14 protein-coding genes are annotated in these 17,076 nt (G+C 71.4%); 8 read left to right on the forward strand and 6 right to left on the reverse strand.

The window, feature by feature from the left end; translation table 11 throughout:
* Positions 1-120 precede the first annotated feature (120 nt).
* Positions 121-597: a DUF485 domain-containing protein gene (locus tag ABT095_RS17290; protein ID WP_350530255.1), complete on the forward strand. Its 477-nt coding sequence runs from the start codon at positions 121-123 to the stop codon at positions 595-597.
* Between the two features lie 74 nt (positions 598-671).
* Positions 672-2,285 (forward strand): monocarboxylic acid transporter, encoded by a 1,614-nt coding sequence (locus ABT095_RS17295; RefSeq protein WP_350530315.1) that lies wholly within the window; start codon positions 672-674, stop codon positions 2,283-2,285.
* Positions 2,286-2,387: 102 nt separating this feature from the next.
* Here ABT095_RS17295 and ABT095_RS17300 read toward each other — a convergent pair whose 3' ends face one another.
* The 3 genes from ABT095_RS17300 to ABT095_RS17310 are packed head-to-tail and all read right to left on the reverse strand — an operon-like array spanning position 2,388 to position 5,176.
* Positions 2,388-3,452 (reverse strand): ABC transporter substrate-binding protein, encoded by a 1,065-nt coding sequence (locus ABT095_RS17300; RefSeq protein WP_350530256.1) that lies wholly within the window; start codon positions 3,450-3,452, stop codon positions 2,388-2,390.
* Between the two features lie 33 nt (positions 3,453-3,485).
* Complete coding sequence (locus tag ABT095_RS17305) at positions 3,486-4,355, reverse strand: ABC transporter permease (RefSeq protein ID WP_350530257.1); 870 nt, start codon at positions 4,353-4,355, stop codon at positions 3,486-3,488.
* Positions 4,355-5,176: an ABC transporter ATP-binding protein gene (locus ABT095_RS17310; protein ID WP_350530258.1), complete on the reverse strand. Its 822-nt coding sequence runs from the start codon at positions 5,174-5,176 to the stop codon at positions 4,355-4,357. Before ABT095_RS17310 ends, ABT095_RS17305 begins: the two co-directional genes overlap by 1 nt.
* A 206-nt stretch (positions 5,177-5,382) precedes the next feature.
* Between ABT095_RS17310 and ABT095_RS17315 the strand changes: the two genes are divergently transcribed.
* Positions 5,383-6,987 carry an ATP-binding protein gene (locus ABT095_RS17315; RefSeq protein ID WP_350530259.1) on the forward strand — a complete coding sequence of 535 codons (1,605 nt, stop codon included), beginning with the start codon at positions 5,383-5,385 and terminating at the stop codon, positions 6,985-6,987.
* Positions 6,984-7,667 carry a response regulator gene (locus tag ABT095_RS17320; protein WP_350530260.1) on the forward strand — a complete coding sequence of 228 codons (684 nt, stop codon included), beginning with the start codon at positions 6,984-6,986 and terminating at the stop codon, positions 7,665-7,667. The genes ABT095_RS17315 and ABT095_RS17320 overlap by 4 nt, the downstream gene beginning before the upstream one ends.
* Here the strand turns inward: ABT095_RS17320 and ABT095_RS17325 are convergent.
* On the reverse strand, positions 7,652-8,569 hold the full coding sequence (locus tag ABT095_RS17325; protein WP_350530261.1) for a ferredoxin family protein: 918 nt from the start codon (positions 8,567-8,569) through the stop codon (positions 7,652-7,654). The two genes, ABT095_RS17320 and ABT095_RS17325, sit on opposite strands and share 16 nt — an antisense overlap.
* 220 nt (positions 8,570-8,789) lie before the next feature.
* Positions 8,790-11,243 (reverse strand): DNA gyrase/topoisomerase IV subunit A, encoded by a 2,454-nt coding sequence (locus ABT095_RS17330; protein ID WP_350530262.1) that lies wholly within the window; start codon positions 11,241-11,243, stop codon positions 8,790-8,792.
* Between the two features lie 295 nt (positions 11,244-11,538).
* Here ABT095_RS17330 and ABT095_RS17335 point away from each other — a divergent pair, with 295 nt between their 5' ends.
* From ABT095_RS17335 to ABT095_RS17350, 4 genes are all read left to right on the forward strand, one after another.
* The gene (locus ABT095_RS17335; RefSeq protein ID WP_350530263.1) at positions 11,539-12,861 is read left to right on the forward strand and encodes a M16 family metallopeptidase; all 1,323 of its coding nucleotides are present in this window, start codon (positions 11,539-11,541) and stop codon (positions 12,859-12,861) included.
* On the forward strand, positions 12,858-14,243 hold the full coding sequence (locus ABT095_RS17340; RefSeq protein ID WP_350530264.1) for a M16 family metallopeptidase: 1,386 nt from the start codon (positions 12,858-12,860) through the stop codon (positions 14,241-14,243). The genes ABT095_RS17335 and ABT095_RS17340 overlap by 4 nt, the downstream gene beginning before the upstream one ends.
* A gap of 318 nt (positions 14,244-14,561) precedes the next feature.
* Positions 14,562-15,818, forward strand: coding sequence for an RtcB family protein (locus ABT095_RS17345; protein ID WP_350530265.1), 1,257 nt, complete (start codon positions 14,562-14,564; stop codon positions 15,816-15,818).
* A gap of 205 nt (positions 15,819-16,023) precedes the next feature.
* A complete protein-coding gene (locus ABT095_RS17350) occupies positions 16,024-16,338 on the forward strand; it encodes a hypothetical protein (protein WP_350530266.1) in 315 nt (104 codons plus the stop codon).
* Between the two features lie 237 nt (positions 16,339-16,575).
* Here the strand turns inward: ABT095_RS17350 and ABT095_RS17355 are convergent, their stop codons facing one another.
* Positions 16,576-17,049 (reverse strand): NUDIX domain-containing protein, encoded by a 474-nt coding sequence (locus ABT095_RS17355; protein WP_350530267.1) that lies wholly within the window; start codon positions 17,047-17,049, stop codon positions 16,576-16,578.
* Positions 17,050-17,076 lie beyond the last annotated feature (27 nt).

Consider the following 17,076-nt stretch of genomic DNA (forward strand, 5'->3'; position numbering starts at 1 on the left):
GGCTCGCAACGCCAGGGCGCGCGCCACCATGCTGGTCCGGACAGGTGCGTCCGGAACCGACTCCTCCGGCGCCGACACCGACGCCCCGCCCCTACGGGCCGTCCCGGTTCAGGAGCAGCATTGGCACAGCAGGAGAGGTTCGACTGGTGGGCCGCCAAGCCCGTCGGTCGGACCGTGGTCCGCTCGGCGGCGAAGGCCCGTGCGGCCGTCCCCGCGCCGCGCGCGGTCGCGGCGCCGCCGCCCGCCGCGCCCCCGCCTCCGCCCCCCGCGCCCCCGTCGGTGGACGCCGCCGAGGTGTACCGCTCGGTGCAGGCCAGCGAGGCGTTCCAGGAGATCCGGCGCAGCTACCGCGGATTCGTCTTCCCCGCCAGTGCGGCCTTCCTCGGCTGGTACCTGCTCTACCTCGCCGGGCAGACCGCCGCCCCCGAGCTGATGCGCATCCGCCTCGCCGGGCCGCTCAACGTCGCCTGGCTGGCCGGTCTGCTGCAGTTCGCCTCGACCTTCCTGCTGACCTGGCTCTACGCCCGCAACGCCCGTACCAAGCGCGACCGCGCGGCCCTCGGGCTGCGCTGGGACACCCAGGACCAACTCCGATGACCTTCTCCAACCTCCTGCCGCCCCCCGAGGCCCACCCCGCCTCGGTCGTCCCGGCCGCTCCGGCCGCCCCGGCGATGGCCCCCGTCACCACCGGCCAGCACCACAGCCTCGCCGTGGTGCTCTTCGCCGTGGTGGTGCTGGTCACCCTCGGCATCACCCTCTGGGTCGGCCGCCGGGGCCAGGCCGCCGAGGACTTCTACGCCGGCGGCCGGGACTTCACCCCGCTGCAGAACGGCTTCGCGCTCTCCGGCGACTACCTCTCCGCCGCCTCCTTCCTCGGTGTCACCGGCCTGATCGCCCTCTACGGCTACGACGGTGTGCTCTACAGCATCGGCTTCCTGGTCGCCTGGCTGGTGGTGCTGATGCTGGTGGCCGAGCTGGTGCGCAACGCCGGCCGGTACACCCTGGCCGACGTGCTGGCGCTGCGGATGCGCGAGCGCCCGCTGCGCGCGGCCGCGGGCAGCGCCAGCGTGGTGGTCACCCTGCTCTACCTGATCGCGCAGATGGTCGGTGCGGGCAGCCTGGTCACCCTGCTGCTGGGCACCAACGGCGGCCAGGCCAAGACCTGGACGATCGTCGGGGTCGGCGCCCTGATGATCATCTACGTCACGGTCGGCGGGATGAAGGCCACCACCTGGATCCAGATCGTCAAGGCCTTCGTGCTGATCGTCGGCGCTGTGCTGCTCACCGTCCTGGTGGTGGCCCGCTTCAACGGCAACCTCGCCGAGCTGATGCGCGCCGCCGCCCAGGGCAGCGGCAAGGGTCAGGCCTACCTCGAGCCGGGCCTCAAGTACGGCGCGAGCCTCACCAGTCGGCTCGACTTCTTCAGCCTGGGCCTCGGCCTGGTGCTCGGCACCGCCGGCCTGCCGCACATCCTCTCCCGCTTCTACACCGTGCCCACCGCCCGGGCCGCCCGCCGCTCCACGATGTGGGCGATCGGCATGATCGGCGGCTTCTACCTGATGGCCATCGTGCTCGGCCTCGGTGCCACCGCGCTGGTCGGCGCCAAGGCCGTCAAGGCGGCCAACCCGGCGGGCAACACCGCCGTGCCGCTGCTCGCGCTCGACCTCGGCGGCGGTCCCGGCAGCACGGTGGGCGTGATCCTCTTCGCGCTGATCTCCGCGATCGCCTTCGCCACCATCCTCGCCGTGGTCGCCGGCCTCACCCTGGCCGCCTCCGCCGCCTTCGCCCACGACCTCTACGCCCGGGCCTGGCGCCGGGTCGGCCGGCGGGAGCCCACCGAGCGCGAGGAGTTGGTGGTGGCCCGCTCGGCCGCCGTGGTGATCGGGGCGCTGGCCATCGTGCTGAGCCTGTTCGCCCAGCAGCTGAACACGGCCTTCCTGGTCGGTCTGGCCTTCGCCGTGGCCGCCTCGGCCAACCTGCCGACCCTGCTCTACAGCCTGTTCTGGAGCCGCTTCACCACCCGGGGCGCGGTCTGGTCGGTGTACGGCGGCCTGGTGCCCGCCGTCCTGCTCGTGGTCTTCTCGCCGGTCGTCTCCGGGGCGAAGACCTCGATCTTCCCCGGCTTGGACTTCCACTGGTTCCCGCTGGAGAACCCCGGCCTGGTCTCCATCCCGCTCGGCTTCCTGGCCGGCTGGATCGGCACCCTGACCTCCCGGGAGGCGGCCGACCCCGACAAGTACGCCGAGCTGGAGGTCCGTTCCCTCACCGGGGCGGGAGCGGCGTAACACGAGGCGGCATAACACGAGGCGGCGTAAGACGGGGCGGCGTAACAGCCGGAGCCCCCGGGCGCGATGGGGGACCACGCCCGGGGGTGTCTCGACGGACCGTCAGCCGGCCTTCTTCACGAACGCGTCGGTGTAGGTCTTCGACAGGTCCACGGTGTGGCCCTTGACGGTGGGGTCGAAGGCGGAGAGCACGTTGAGTACGGTCTGCGGTCCGTCCGAGGGCATCAGGCCGTCGGGGGAGTACATGGCCTTCTCGTTCTCCAGGGCCTTCACGTACGCGTCCTTGCCGACGCCCGCGTAGTAGTCGGCCGGCATCTGCTCGGTGATCTCGGCGGGCGAGTGGGCCTGGATCCACTTCAGCGTCTTCACGAAGACGTTGGCCAGCTTCTGGACGGCCTCCGGGTTCTGCTGCACGTAGGCGGAGGTCAGGTAGACGCAGGAGGACGGGTACGTACCGCCCAGGGCGGCCCGGGCGCCCTCGGCCGTGCGCAGGTCGATCAGCGGCTGGGCCAGGCCCTTCTGCTGGAGCAGCGAGATGGTCGGCTCGGTGGTCATCCCCGCGTCGATCTGCTTGTTCTGCATCGCCGCCACGAAGGTGGAGCCCGCGCCGACCGCGATCGAGGTGGTCTCGCCCGGCTTCAGGCCGTTCTTCTCCGCCAGGTACTGCGTCAGGAAGTTGGTGGAGGAGCCGAGGCCGGTGACGCCGAGGTGACGGCCCTTGAAGTCGGCGGGGGACTTCACCGCGCCCGCCAGGTCGGTGCGGACCATCTCCACCTCGCCCGGCGCCCGCAGCAGTTGCACCACGGACTCGGTGGACTTGCCCTTCGACTGGAGGTCGATGGTGTGGTCGTAGAAGCCCACCACCGCGTCCACCTGACCGGCCAGCATGGCCGTCTCGGCGTCCACCCCGGCGGGCTCGTCGGAGAGCTGGGCGTCGATGCCCTCGGCCTTGAAGTAGCCCAGGTTCTTGGCCAGCATCACGGGCAGGTAGATCTGCTTGTTCAGGCCGCCGACCATGATCTTGACGGTCAGTTCGCCGGCGTCGTTCTTCGCCGCGGGCTTCGCGCCGCCGCCGCTTCCGCAGGCGGCGAGGGAGAGGGTGAGCGCGGTGGCCGCGAGCAGGGCGGTGGCGGTTCTGCGGGTGGCGGTGTGCCGGACCGGCGTCATTGCGGGCTCCTTCGGAACGGGGGTGGGGGTGGGTCAGATCTGGGTGGCGTGACTGCCCGCCTGGCTGGGGCGCCACCGCAGCACCCGCTGCTCGAAGCGGGTCACCAGCCATTCGGCGAGCAGGGCGAGGACGGCGATCACGACCGTGCCGGCGTAGATGCCGTTGGCGTTGAACGAGCCCTGGGCCTGGGCGATCAGCTGCCCCAGGCCGTACTGGGCACCGAGGATCTCGCCGACGATCGCGCCGATCAGGGCGAAGCCGAAGGCGGAGTGCAGGGACGCGACGATCCAGGTCATCGCGGAGGGCAGGACCACCTGGGTGGTGACCCGCCAGGGGGAGGCGCCCAGGATGCGGGCGTTGGCGACCAGGTGCTGGTCCACCTCGCGGGTGCCCTGGAAGGCGTTGAAGAAGACCGAGAAGAACACCAGCACGGTGGCCAGCGCGATCTTGCCGCTCGGACCGAGCCCGAACCAGATGATGAAGACCGAGCCGAGCACGATCCGGGGCACCGAGTTGGCCGCCTTGATGAACGGCGCTGCGATGTCCGCGAGCATCCGCACCCGGCCCAGCGCGATGCCGAGCACCACGCCTCCCCCGGTGCCGAGCAGGAAGCCGAACACCGTCTCCTGCATCGTGACTCCGATGTTGCGCCAGATCGAACCGGTCGCGGTGCCTTCGGTGAACCAGACCCGCAGCTGCCCGGCCACCCCGCTCGGCGAGCCGTAGGTGAAGGAGTCCAGCCAGCCCTGGGCGGCGCCGAGCTGCCAGCCGCCGAGCACCAGCGCGACCAGCACCAGCTGGGCGGCCAGCACCAGCAGCCGGCGCCGCCGCACCCGGGCCCGGGCGGCCCGGAGGAGGGCTGCCTCGTCGACGAGATCGTGGGTGAGTGAGGTGAGGGTCATCAGGCTGCTCCTGCCGTGCGGGCGTACGCGAGCTGCACCTCGTCGCGCAGGCTGGTCCAGATCTGCTCGTACAGCTCCACGAAGCGCGGGTGGAAGCGGATCTCCTGGACGCGGCGCGGGCGAGGCAGGTCGATGGTGAAGACGGACTTGACCGTGGCTGGCCCGACGGTCAGCACCACGACCTTGTCGGCCAGCGCGATGGCCTCCTCCAGGTCGTGGGTGACGAAGACGACCGCCGGGCGGGTCAGCTCCCAGAGCGCGAGCAGCTCGTCCTGCACGATCTGGCGGGTCTGCACGTCGAGCGCGGAGAAAGGCTCGTCCATCAGCAGGATCTCGGGCTCGTTGATCAGCGTCTGGGCCAGCGCCACGCGCTTGCGCATGCCGCCCGAGAGCTGGTGCGGGAGCCGGTCCTCGAAGCCCGCCAGGCCCACCCGGCGCAGCCAGTCGCGCGCCTTGGCCAGCGCCTCCTTGCGGGGCAGGCCCCGGAAGAGCGGCCCGGCGGCGACGTTGTCCAGCACCGACTTCCACGGGAAGACGGCGTCGGTCTGGAACATGAAGCCGACCCGCGGGTCGGTGCCGGTGACCGGCCCGCCGTGGATCAGCGTCTCGCCCTCGCTGGCGGGCTCGAGCCCGGAGACCAGCGAGAGGGTGGTCGACTTGCCGCAGCCGGTCGGGCCGACCACGGCGCAGAACTCGCCGGGCGCCACCGTCATGCTCAGCTCGGACATCGCGGTGTAGACACCCCCCGAGGGGGTGCGGAAGCGCTTGGTCGCGTTGCGCAGCTCGATCGCGGGGATCGCACTGCCGGGTGTCTGGTCCACTGGCCGGCACCACCTTCGGGGGCTCGTCGTCGGTGGCCAGACGGTAGGGCGGGCGGCTACGGCACCGGGAGTCTTGAGCGCATTGCGTGACTTCCCCGCGTTGCGCACGGTTCTGCTCGTTCTGCGCACGGTCACGGGGGTGGGCAAACCAGCCCCCACCAGGCACAATCGCCTGCCACAGCCCGAGTGGACCGGAGGTGAGGAGCATGGCCCGACGTGGGCGCGGCAGGCGGCTCTCGGCCCGGATCCTCACCGGGCACCTGGTGATCCTCGCCATCACCGGCCTGATCGGCTTCGTGCTGCTCGCCTACGCCCAGCGCGCCCAGCTGGACCGCGACAACGAGCAGCGGGCCCTCGCCATCGCGCAGACCACCGCCGCCGACCCGCAGATCCAGGCGGCCATGGAGTACGGCGGCGGGGGCGACCTGGTGCAGACCGTCACCGACCGGGTGCAGCACGCGGCCAGGGCTTCGTACGTGGTGGTGATCGACCGCGCGGGGGTACGCCACTCGCACCCCAACCCCGAGCTGATCGGCCGCCCGGTGGAGGAGGCCCCGCCGGACGGCCGCAGCTCGGTGCGGATCAACCACGGCTCCACCGGCACCTCCGCCAACGGCACCGCCCCGCTGTACGGCCCGACCGGCACCCTGGTCGGCGCGGTCTCGGTCGGCATCGCCGAGAAGGACGTGCTCGGGCAGCTGCGCCGTGAGCTCGCCACCTTCGCCGTCTACCTGGGCAGCGCGCTGGCCGTCGGCGTCATCGCCTCCTACGTGCTGGCCCGGCGGCTCAAGCGGAGCACCTTCGGCCTCGAGCTGGAGGAGATCGCCGGGCTGCTCCAGGACCGCGAGGCAATGCTGCACGGCATCCGCGAGGGCGTGCTCGCCTTCGACCCGCAGGGCCGCGTGACCGTGGTCAACGACGAGGCCCGCCGCCTGCTCGGCCTCGGCACGGCGCTCGGCTCCCGGCTCGATGAGCTGCTGCCGGACGGCCGACTGCGCCGCGCCCTCGACGGCACCCTGACCGGGGACGACCTCACCGTGCTCACCGACAGCCACTGCCTGGCCGTGAACCGGATGCCCGTCACCCTGCACGGCCGCACTCTCGGCGCGGTGGTGACCGTCCGGGACCGCACCGAGCTGGTCGGCCTGCTGCGCGAGCTCGACTCCGTCCGCGGTCTCACCGACGCCCTGCGCGCCCAGCAGCACGAGTTCGCCAACCGCCTGCACACCCTCGCCGGCCTGCTCGAACTCGGCGACCAGCAGGCCGCCCTGGAGTACGCGGTGGAGCTGGGCCGGGCCGAGCCCTCTGCGGCCGAGGCCGTCCGGGACAGCATCGCCAACCCGCTGATGGCCGGGCTGATCGTGGCCAAGACGGCCGTCGCCGCCGAGCGGGGGGTGCGGCTCACCCTGGCGGAGGGCTCCCGGCTCGGCGAGGACCCGGGCCACCTGCGGCGGCTGCTCACCATCGTCGGCAACCTGCTCGACAACGCGGTGGAGGCGGCGGGCACCGGCGGCACCGTTCGGCTGCTGCTGGCCGAGGGGGCCGAGACCGTCCTGCTGCGGGTGACCGACTCGGGGCCCGGCGTCCCGGCCGGTGCCCCGATCTTCGAGGACGGCTGGTCGACCAGGCCCGGGCGCGGCACCGCCAGGCGTGGCCTCGGGCTGGCGTTGGTGCACCGGTTGGTGCAGCGGCACGGCGGCACGGTCGCCGTCAGCGAGGGCCCCGGGGCGGTCTTCACCGTGACCCTGCCGCTGCCGGACGAGGAGTCGGTGCGGGCCGCCGACGGCACGGCACTGGAGGTGGCCCGGTGATCAGGGTGCTGGTGGTGGACGACGACTTCCGGGTGAGCGGCATCCATGCCGCGTACGTCGGACGGGTGCCCGGATTCGAGGTGTGCGGACAGGCCGGTACGGTCGCCGCGGCCGTCGAGGCCGTCCGGGAGCTGGCATCGGAGCTGCTGCTGCTCGACGTCTACCTGCCGGACGGCAGCGGGCTCGATCTGCTGCGGCGGCTGCGGGCCGAGCCCGGTGAGCGGCCGGACGCGCTCATGATCACCGCGGCCCGGGACCTCACCTCGGTGCGGGCCGCCATGCAGTTGGGCGCCACGGGCTACCTGGTCAAGCCCTTCGGCTTCGCCGCCCTCCAGGAGCGTCTGGAGGCCTACCGGGAGCTGCGGGAGCGGGTCGCCGCACTCGACCCGATCGCGGAGAACGGCCAGGCGGAGGTGGACGCCCTCTTCAGCGCCGCCCGCCCCACGGCCGCTCCCCGGCTCCCCGCCAAGGGCCACTCCGCACCGACGCTCGCCCTCGTCCTCGCCTCCGTCCGCCGGTACGGCGGTGACCTGTCGGCCAGTCAGGTCGCCGAACAGACCGGCGTCTCCCGGGCGACCGCCCAGCGGTACCTGTCGTACCTGGTCCGGGAGGGGATGATCCGGCTGGAGCTCCGCTACGGGGCCACCGGCCGCCCGGAGCACCGCTACCGGCCGGCCTGAGCGCCCTCCGTCAGCGCGACCACGTCCATCCGGGCGGGGGTGCCCGGGGTCTTGCCGCAGCTCTCCGGGCGGGCCGGTTCGCTCGGGAGCTGCGCCACCTCGGCCGTCCAGCCGCGGCCGTCCCGGTGGGTCACGCGGACGCGCCAGCGGCGCTCGCCCGCGGGCTCCTGGGTGAGGGTCAGGGCGTCGGCCGCCGTCTCGCCGGTCAGTTCCCGGACGGCCTGCTCGGCCGCCTGGCCCGGACGGTCCCAGTACGAGCGGCCGCGGGACCACGCCGGGCTGGTGTGCCCGGCGGCCGTGGCCGCCAGCACCTCCTTGGCCGCGGCCTCGGTGAGCCGCCCGTACGCGTAGCCGTACGGGAGCACCAGCATGGTGGGGGAGAAGCGGTGCCCGCCCAGGTGGGTGACCTCCCAGACCTCGCTGTGGCCCGCCGCCGCGAGGTCCGCCGCGAGCGGGCGGCCGAGCAGGGCGCAGCAGCGGTCGCGGCGGCCGTTGGTGCACACCAGCGCGATCGGGCCGCCGGAGTGGGCGGTGCCCAGGCCGGCGTGGTCGCCGGCGCCCAGGGCCGCGAAGTCCAGCTCCAGGAGCTCGGCGGGGTCGGTGACGGTCAGTCGGCGGACCCAGGAGCGGCCCGGCGCCGTGTGGCCGACCAGCACCGTGTGCGGCGTGCCGTCCGCGGCGTCGGCGTGCCGGCCCGGGCGGCGGATCAGCGCGATCCGGACACCGGTGCCGGCGGCGGCCGCGTCCAACTGCCGCCCGAGAGCGGCCTCCAGGTGGCTCTCGGTCAGCGCCTTGGCCCCCCAGGGCCCGGCCTGCTCGATCAGCAACCACGTCGTCGCGCTGGCGGCCGTCGCGGCCAGCGGCTCGGCGAGTTCGGCCGAGATCGTCGTACAGGTATTCACAGACGTCAGCTTGCACCATCAGGGGCGCGTCCAACTGCGCGAGGCCGGAAGAGGCCGGCCTGCATCCTGGCCACTGACGGTCAGTCGCAAGTGCTCAGGGGCGCGAGGAACGGCGCGGGCTCGGAAGGCTCCGGCCTGTCGCCTTCCGCAGAGCGCAGTTCCTCGCGCCCCTGGACAGTGCAACCAGTGCAACCAGTGCAACCTGAGGTGGTGCGAAGGCTCAGGCCGAAGGCCCCGCCACCGCCGCGAGCGGCGTCTTGACCGGGGTGCCGGAGCCGTCGCGGCGGGGGTCGCGCTCGGGGAGCTGGACCGGGGTGCCGCTGGCGGCGGCTGCTCGGGCCGGGGCTGGGCCGGCCCAGGCGAAGAGGAGGGCGTCCTCGCCGCGGAGGAAGCGCTGGCAGCGGACGCCACCGGTGGCGCGGCCCTTGCGGGGGTACTGCTCGAAGGGGGTGAGCTTCCAGCTGGTCTGCTGCTCGCCCGCCAGGGTGCCTGCGGAGCCGGCCACCGAGACCACCACCGCGTCGGCGGCCGGGTCGACGGCGGTGAAGGAGAGCACCCGCGCCCCGTCCGAGAGCTTGATGCCCGCCATGCCGCCCGCCGGGCGGCCCTGCGGACGGACGGACGAGGCCGGGTAGCGGAGCAGCTGGGCGTCGGAGGCGATGAAGACCAAGTCCTCCTCGCCGGTGCGCAGCTCCACCGCGCCGACCAGCCGGTCGCCGTCCTTGAGCGCGATCACCTCGAACTCGTCCTTGTTGGCCGGCCACTCGGGCACGACCCGCTTGACCACACCCTGCTCGGTGCCGAGCGCCAGACCCGGCGAGGACTCGTCCAGCGTGGTGAGCGCGATGGCCCGCTCGCCGTCCTCCAGCCGCAGGAACTCCGAGACCTGCGCCCCGCCCGCGAGCGAGGGCGTGGGGGAGGGCGGCAGGGCCGGCAGGTCGATCACCGGGAGCCGCAGCACCCGGCCGGCCGTGGTGACCAGACCGACGTCGGCGCGTGCCGTGGCCGGCACGGCGGAGACGATCACGTCGTGCTTGGCCCGGTCGCCGGAGGCCTCGAAGGGCTCGCCGTCCGCGGTGCGGGCCAGCAGGCCGGTGGAGGAGAGCAGCACCCGGCACGGGTCGTCCGCGACCTCGAGCGGCACGGAGAGCGCCGCGCTCGGCGCCGCCCCGGCCTCGAGCAGCACGGTGCGCCGCTCGGTGCCGAACTGCTTGGACACGGCGCCCAGCTCGTTCGAGACCACCGAGCGCAGCCGGGAGTCCGACTCCAGGATCTCGGTCAGCTCGGCGATCTCGGCGATCAGCTTCTCCTGCTCCGTCTCCAGCTCGACCCGGTCGAAGCGGGTCAGGCGGCGCAGCGGGGTGTCCAGGATGTAGGCCGTCTGCGTCTCGGAGAGCCCGAAGCGCTCCATCAGACGGTCCTTGGCCTGGGTCGCGTTGTCGCTGGAGCGGATGATCGCGATGACCTCGTCGATGTCGACCAGCGCGACCAGCAGGCCCTCGACCAGGTGCAGCCGCTCCTGCCGCTTGCGGCGGCGGAACTCGCTGCGCCGCCGCACCACGGTGAAGCGGTGGTCGACGTAGACCTCCAGCAGCTCCTTGAGTCCCAGCGTCAGCGGCTGGCCGTCGACCAGGGCGACGTTGTTGATGCCGAAGGTCTCCTCCATCGGCGTCAGCTTGTAGAGCTGTTCGAGCAGGGCCTCGGGCACGAAGCCGTTCTTGACCTCGATGACCAGGCGCAGGCCGTGCTCACGGTCGGTCAGGTCCTTGACGTCGGCGATGCCCTGGAGCTTCTTGGCGCCGACCAAGTCCTTGATCTTGGAGATGACCTTCTCCGGGCCGACCGTGAACGGCAGCTCGGTGACCACGATGCCCTTGCGGCGGGCGGTGACGGCCTCGATCGAGACCGTCGCGCGGATCTTGAAGGTGCCGCGCCCGGACTCGTACGCGTCCCGGATGCCCGAGAGGCCGACGATCCGGCCGCCGGTCGGCAGGTCCGGGCCCGGCACGAAGCGCATCAGGGCTTCGAGGTCGGCCTGCGGGTTCTTGATCAGGTGCCGGGCGGCGGCCACCACCTCGGAGAGGTTGTGCGGCGGCATGTTGGTGGCCATGCCGACGGCGATCCCGGAGGCGCCGTTGACCAGCAGGTTGGGGAAGGAAGCGGGGAGCACGGTGGGCTCCTGCTCGCTGCCGTCGTAGTTGGGGCCGAAGTCGACGGTGTCCTCGTGGATGGACTCGACCATCGCCATCGAGGCGGCCGTCAGGCGCGACTCCGTGTACCGCATGGCGGCCGGCGGGTCGTCGTTGCCGAGCGAGCCGAAGTTGCCGTGGCCGTCGATCAGCGGCAGCCGCATCGAGAACGGCTGGGCCATTCGGACCACGGAGTCGTAGATCGAGGCGTCACCGTGCGGGTGCAGACGGCCCATCACCTCGCCGACCACGCGGGCACACTTCACGTGCGCGCGGTCCGGCCGCAGGCCCATCTCGTTGGCCTGGTACAGGATGCGGCGGTGCACCGGCTTGAGGCCGTCCCGCGCGTCGGGCAGCGCGCGGGAGTAGATCACGGAGTAGGCGTACTCCAGGAAGGAGCCCTGCATCTCGTCCACCACATCGACATCGAGGATGCGCTCCTCGAAGTCTCCGGGCGGCGGGGTGGGCGAACTGCGGCGGGCCATCGCGGCGGGGCTCCCTACGTGTGTCTGGCTACGTCGTTCCTGTAACTGCTGAATCCGTGCATGGGTACGGCGCCCCCCATTGTGGACCCTCGCGCCGACAAGCCCCGCCTTGGGCCCGCTCAGTCCGGTCCGGGCGCTCGTCGGGCCGCTTCCGCCCGTGGCGAACGCACGACCAGCGCGGACACATCACGGGCTCCCGCGCGTTGCACCACAATGGGGGCTCAGCTCCGCCTCCAACCGCCGATCACGGCACGCCGATCAACGCCGATCACGCCCGGAAAGGACCGGTGACCGCATGGCCAACCCGGCCCCCGCCACCACCCGAGGTCTCGCCATCACCGAGCACCGCCTGGCCAACGGCCTGCGCGTGGTGCTCTCCGAGGACCACCTCACCCCGGTCACCGCCGTCTGCCTCTGGTACGACGTCGGTTCGCGCCACGAGGTGAAGGGCCGCACCGGGCTGGCCCACCTCTTCGAGCACCTGATGTTCCAGGGCTCCGCCAGCGTCTCCGGCAACGGGCACTTCGAGCTGGTGCAGGCCGCCGGCGGCTCGCTCAACGGCACCACCAGCTTCGAGCGCACCAACTATTTCGAGACCATGCCCGCCCACCAGTTGGAGCTCGCGCTCTGGCTGGAGGCCGACCGGATGGGCTCGCTGCTGGCCGCCCTGGACGACACGTCCATGGAGAACCAGCGCGACGTGGTGAAGAACGAGCGCCGCCAGCGCTACGACAACGTGCCCTACGGCACCGCCTTCGAGAAGCTCGTCGCCCTCGCCTTCCCCGCCGGGCACCCGTACCAGCACACCCCGATCGGCTCGATGGCCGACCTGGACGCGGCCACCCTCGAGGACGCCCGCGAGTTCTTCCGCACCTACTACGCGCCCAACAACGCGGTGCTCTCGATCGTCGGCGACATCGACCCCGAGCAGGCGATCGCCTGGGTGGAGAAGTACTTCGGCAGCATCCCCTCGCACGACGGCAAGCAGGCCCCGCGCGACGGCGCGCTGCCCGGGATCATGGGCGCCGAGGCTCGCGAGCTGGTCCGCGAGGACGTCCCCTCGCGCGCGCTGATGGCCGCCTACCGCCTGCCGCAGGACGGCACCCGGGAGGCCGACGCCGCCGACCTGGCGCTCACCATCCTCGGCTCCGGCGAGTCCAGCCGCCTCTACAACCGGCTGGTCCGGCACGACCGCACCGCCGTCACCGCCGGCTTCGGCCTGCTGCGCCTGTCCGGGGCGCCCTCGCTGGGCTGGCTGGACGCCAAGACCTCCGGGGACGCGACCGTCGAGCAGATCGAGACGGCCGTCGAGGAGGAGCTGGCCCGCTTCGCCGCCGAGGGCCCCACGGCCGAGGAACTGGAGCGCGCCCAGGCCCAGATCGAGCGCGAGTGGCTGGACCGGCTCACCACGGTGGCCGGCCGCGCCGACGAACTCTGCCGCTACGCCGTCCTGTTCGGCGACCCGAAGCTGCTCAACACCGCCCTCGACCGGGTCCTCGACGTCACCGCCGAGGAGGTCAAGGCCGTCGCCGCGGCCTGCCTGCGGTCCGACAACCGGGCTGTCCTGGTATACGAGCCCACCACCGCCGACGACGAGACCGAGGAGGACGCGGCATGACCGACGTGACCCCCGCCATGACCTTCCACCCGCAGCCCACCCCGGGCGCCCCGACGCCGTGGGCCTTCCCGGCCCCCGAGCGCTCGACCCTGGCCAACGGCCTCACGGTGCTCTCCTGCCACCGCCCCGGCCAGCAGCTGGTCGCCGTGGACGTGCAGCTCGACGCCCCGCTGGCCGCCGAGCCGGCCGGGCTCGACGGCGTGGCCAACATCCTGGCCCGCGCCTTCAACGAGGGCACCGACTCGCTGGACGCCGAGCAGTTCGCCGCCGAGCTGGAGCGGGCGGGTGCCACCCTGGACACCTCCACCGACCACCCCGGCCTGCGGGTCTCGCTCGAGGTGCCCGCCTCCCGCCTGGAGCGCGGCCTCACCCTGCTCGCCGACGCGCTGCGCGCCCCCGCGCTGCCCGAGGCCGAGATCGAGCGCCTGGTCGCCAACCGGCTGGACGAGATCACCCACGAGCAGGCCAACCCGGCCCGCCGCGCGGCCAAGGCGCTCTACGCCACGCTGTTCGACAGCGCCGACCGGCTCTCCCGCCCGCGCAACGGCACCACCGACACGGTCAAGAACATCACCCGGGCCGCCGTCCAGGAGTTCTACGCCGCGCACGTGCGCCCCGCCACCGCGACCGCCGTGGTGGTCGGCGACCTCACCGGGGTCGACCTGACGGCGCTGCTGGAGGCCACCCTCGGCCGCTGGACGGCCGAGCCGGCCACCCCGAGCGTGCACGCCCCGGTGGTCGGTGACGACCGCGCCCGCGTGGTCATCGTCGACCGGCCCGGCTCGGTGCAGACCCAGCTGCTGATCGGCCGCCTCGGCCCGGACCGCCACGACGCGACCTGGTCCGCCCAGCTGCTCGGCACCTACTGCCTCGGCGGCACCCTCACCTCCCGGCTCGACCGCGTGCTGCGCGAGGAGAAGGGCTACACCTACGGCGTGCGCGCCTTCGCCCAGCCGCTGCGCTCCGGCGCCGACGGCTCCGGCCGCGCTCTGATGGCGATCAGCGGCTCGGTGGACACCGCCTCGACCGCCCCGGCGCTCGAGGACACCTGGAAGATCCTGGGCACCCTGGCCGCCGACGGCCTGACCGACGCCGAGCGCGAGGAGTCGGTGCAGTACCTGGTCGGCGTCGCCCCGCTCAAGTACGAGACGGCCGGTTCGGTCGCCTCCACCCTGGCCGACCAGGTCGAGCAGAGCCTGCCCGACGACTACCAGGCCCGGGTCTACCGCGAGCTGGCCGAGCTGGAGACCGCCGCCGCCACCGCGGCCGTGGTCGCCGCCTACCCGGCCGACCGCCTGGTCACCGTCCTGGTCGGCGACGCTTCCGAGATCGCCGAGCCGGTCCGTGCCCTGGGCATCGGCGAGGTCACGGTCATCGACTGACAGTTGGTGAGGTGAGGGGGCGGCTGCTCGCAGCCGCCCCCTTTTTATTCGCTTGCCGCTCTGTTGTGCGGTGTGGGTAGATATCCCCGTCGCCCACAGTGGGCGATCACTCACCGGAGAGGAGGCGGTCAACATGCGGGTCGAGCCAGCCATAAGGCGCTATCGCTCCCTGCGGCCGCTGTCCCTCCGACGCGCCTTCGCCGCCTGAGCAAGGCCTTCTGATCTTCCCCGAGCCACGCCGGAAGCTTCGCGTGGCAGTCCTCTCCTGGGCCTTCGCCGCCTAGGCTTGAATCTGCCGACCCTTGGAGGTCGTTCACCATGTCGTACACCGAAGTTCCGGGTGTCCGGGTACCGATCCGGATGTGGACGGATCCCGCCACCGTCGAGGGCGCGGCCATGCAGCAGCTGCGCAACATCAGCTCCCTGCCCTGGCTGCACGGTCTGGCGGTGATGCCGGACGTGCACCTCGGTAAGGGCGCGACCGTCGGGTCCGTGATCGCGATGCGCGGCGCCGTCTGCCCCGCCGCCGTGGGCGTGGACATCGGCTGCGGTATGAGCGCGGTCAAGACCACGCTCACGGCCAAGGACCTGCCCGACGACCTCTCCCGGCTCCGCTCGAAGATCGAGCAGATCATCCCGGTCGGCCGGGGTGCGCACACTGACCCGGTCGACCCGCGGAAGCTGCACGGCTACGCCACGGCGGGCTGGGACGACTTCTGGGGGCGGTTCGACGACGTCGCCCCCGAGGTGAAGTGGCGGCGTGAGCGGGCCATGCAGCAGATGGGGACGCTGGGCGGCGGGAATCACTTCGTTGAAGTTTGTATTGATTCGACCGGTGCCGTCTGGCTGATGCTGCACTCGGGTTCGCGCAACATCGGCAAGGAACTGGCCGAGCACCACATGGGCGTGGCCCGCTCCCTCCCGCACAACCAGGGCCTGGTCGACCGCGACCTCGCGGTCTTCATCGCGGACACCCCGCAGATGGGCGCCTACCGGCAGGACCTGTTCTGGGCGCAGGAGTACGCCAAGCACAACCGCGCGATCATGATGGCGCTGTTCCAGGACATCGTCCGTCGTGAGTTCCCGAAGGCCAAGGTCGGCTTCGAGCAGGTCATCAGCTGCCAGCAGGAAGACAGTCAAGGTGAGATGACGACGGTCGAGTACCGGCCGGGCGTTATCAGCTGCCACCACAACTATGTCAGCGAGGAGCGGTACGACGGCCTCGACCTGCTGGTCACCCGAAAGGGTGCGATCAGCGCGGGCACGGGCGAGTGGGGGATCATCCCGGGCTCCATGGGCACCAGCTCGTTCATCGTCCGTGGCCTGGGTAACCCGGCGTCCTTCAACTCGGCGTCGCACGGCGCCGGCCGGAAGATGAGCCGTACGGCCGCCAAGAAGCGCTTCACCGCTGTGGACCTGGCGGAGCAGACCAAGGGCGTCGAGTGCCGTAAGGACAGCGGCGTGGTCGACGAGATCCCGGGCGCGTACAAGCCGATCAAGCGCGTGATGGACCAGCAGAAGGATCTCGTGCAGATCGTCGCGGAGCTGAAGCAGGTTGTCTGCGTCAAGGGTTGATGTAGGTGCTACAGGGAGGGTCGGGCCGCTGGTCGGGCCCTCCTTTGACCTCAGCTCACGAAACCGCGTGGCTTTGCCTTGCAGCCACTTCGTCACAAGCCTGCGGTAACATGAGAGGTCGTCGCATGCATGACTGCTGAATATCACTTGATTTAAGCGCCATGCTCGTGGGATGATTTTTGGCAGATTGATCGTCTATTGAGCTATGACCATGGTGCAGGGTTCGATTCCCTGGATCTTGATCTTGGTTTTGACCGCCCTTGCTGTTTATGCGGCACGGGAGCTGTACAAGGCTTCGGTTGAGGCGTACGAGATTTTCGTGAGCATTGACAGTGCGAGCGGGGATATCACGCCCGGGGCCGATTTTGATCAGGCTGTAGACAACCCGGGAGGGGAGAGGCAGGGCAAGGCAACTTTTTGTGGAGGTGGTCGTATGGCTAAACTGGCTAAGCTGCTCAAGTTCCTGATCCAGTTTGTTGAGACCTCGTTCGCTTGGCGCCACCTGGTCGAAGCTGAGTAGACGATCATGTCGTGTAGGCGCACCTTCGGGTGCGCCTTTTTCATGGACTTGGGCCAGACACTCTGGCGTCGGTTGTACGACGGCCTTGTGGTCGATGAGATCTCAGGTGCGGATTAGCTGATCTAGTGTGTGATTGATCAGCGGAAGTACCGATCTCCCAGGTGTGCACAAATGGTTCCAGTCCTTCCCAGACTCTCAGGAAGGCCTGGAGGCGTTGAGTGGGGCCGGTGGCCGAAGTCAGGAATGCGGTACGCCGTGCTCCAAGTACGCGGTCGCTGAGGCCGTGCGAGCGCCGAATGCGGCGTGGACCCGACGGGCGAGCCGGGGGATGAGGAGTGCGTCCACCTGGTCGAGCTCGTGGAACGCGTACTCGCCGATCTCGACGCCGTCGACGGTGATCTCGGCGAGCCACTCCGGAGTGAGTATCCCGCCGTCGAAAACGAAAAGCAGCTTGTCACCCTCGGTGGGGTGGGGCGCCCAGTCTGCGGCAAGGAGACCGCCGATCGGAGGTGTGATGCCGAGCTCCTCCTTGACCTCGCGCGCTGCGCCCTGACTCGGGGTCTCGCCCGGGTGCAGGTAGCCACCGGGGATCTCCCAGCCGGGCTTGTAGGTCGGCTTGACCAGGAGCACCCGGTCGACCTCGTCAAAGAACAGCACGCCGGCGGCGGTACGCGGCTGTGCGACGGCCTCGCTGACTTCGGAGTCGCTCATGCGGATGACTGTAGTCCGCCCCCGGTG

This window comes from Kitasatospora sp. NPDC002227 (assembly GCF_040296285.1).
Classification (GTDB): domain Bacteria; phylum Actinomycetota; class Actinomycetes; order Streptomycetales; family Streptomycetaceae; genus Kitasatospora.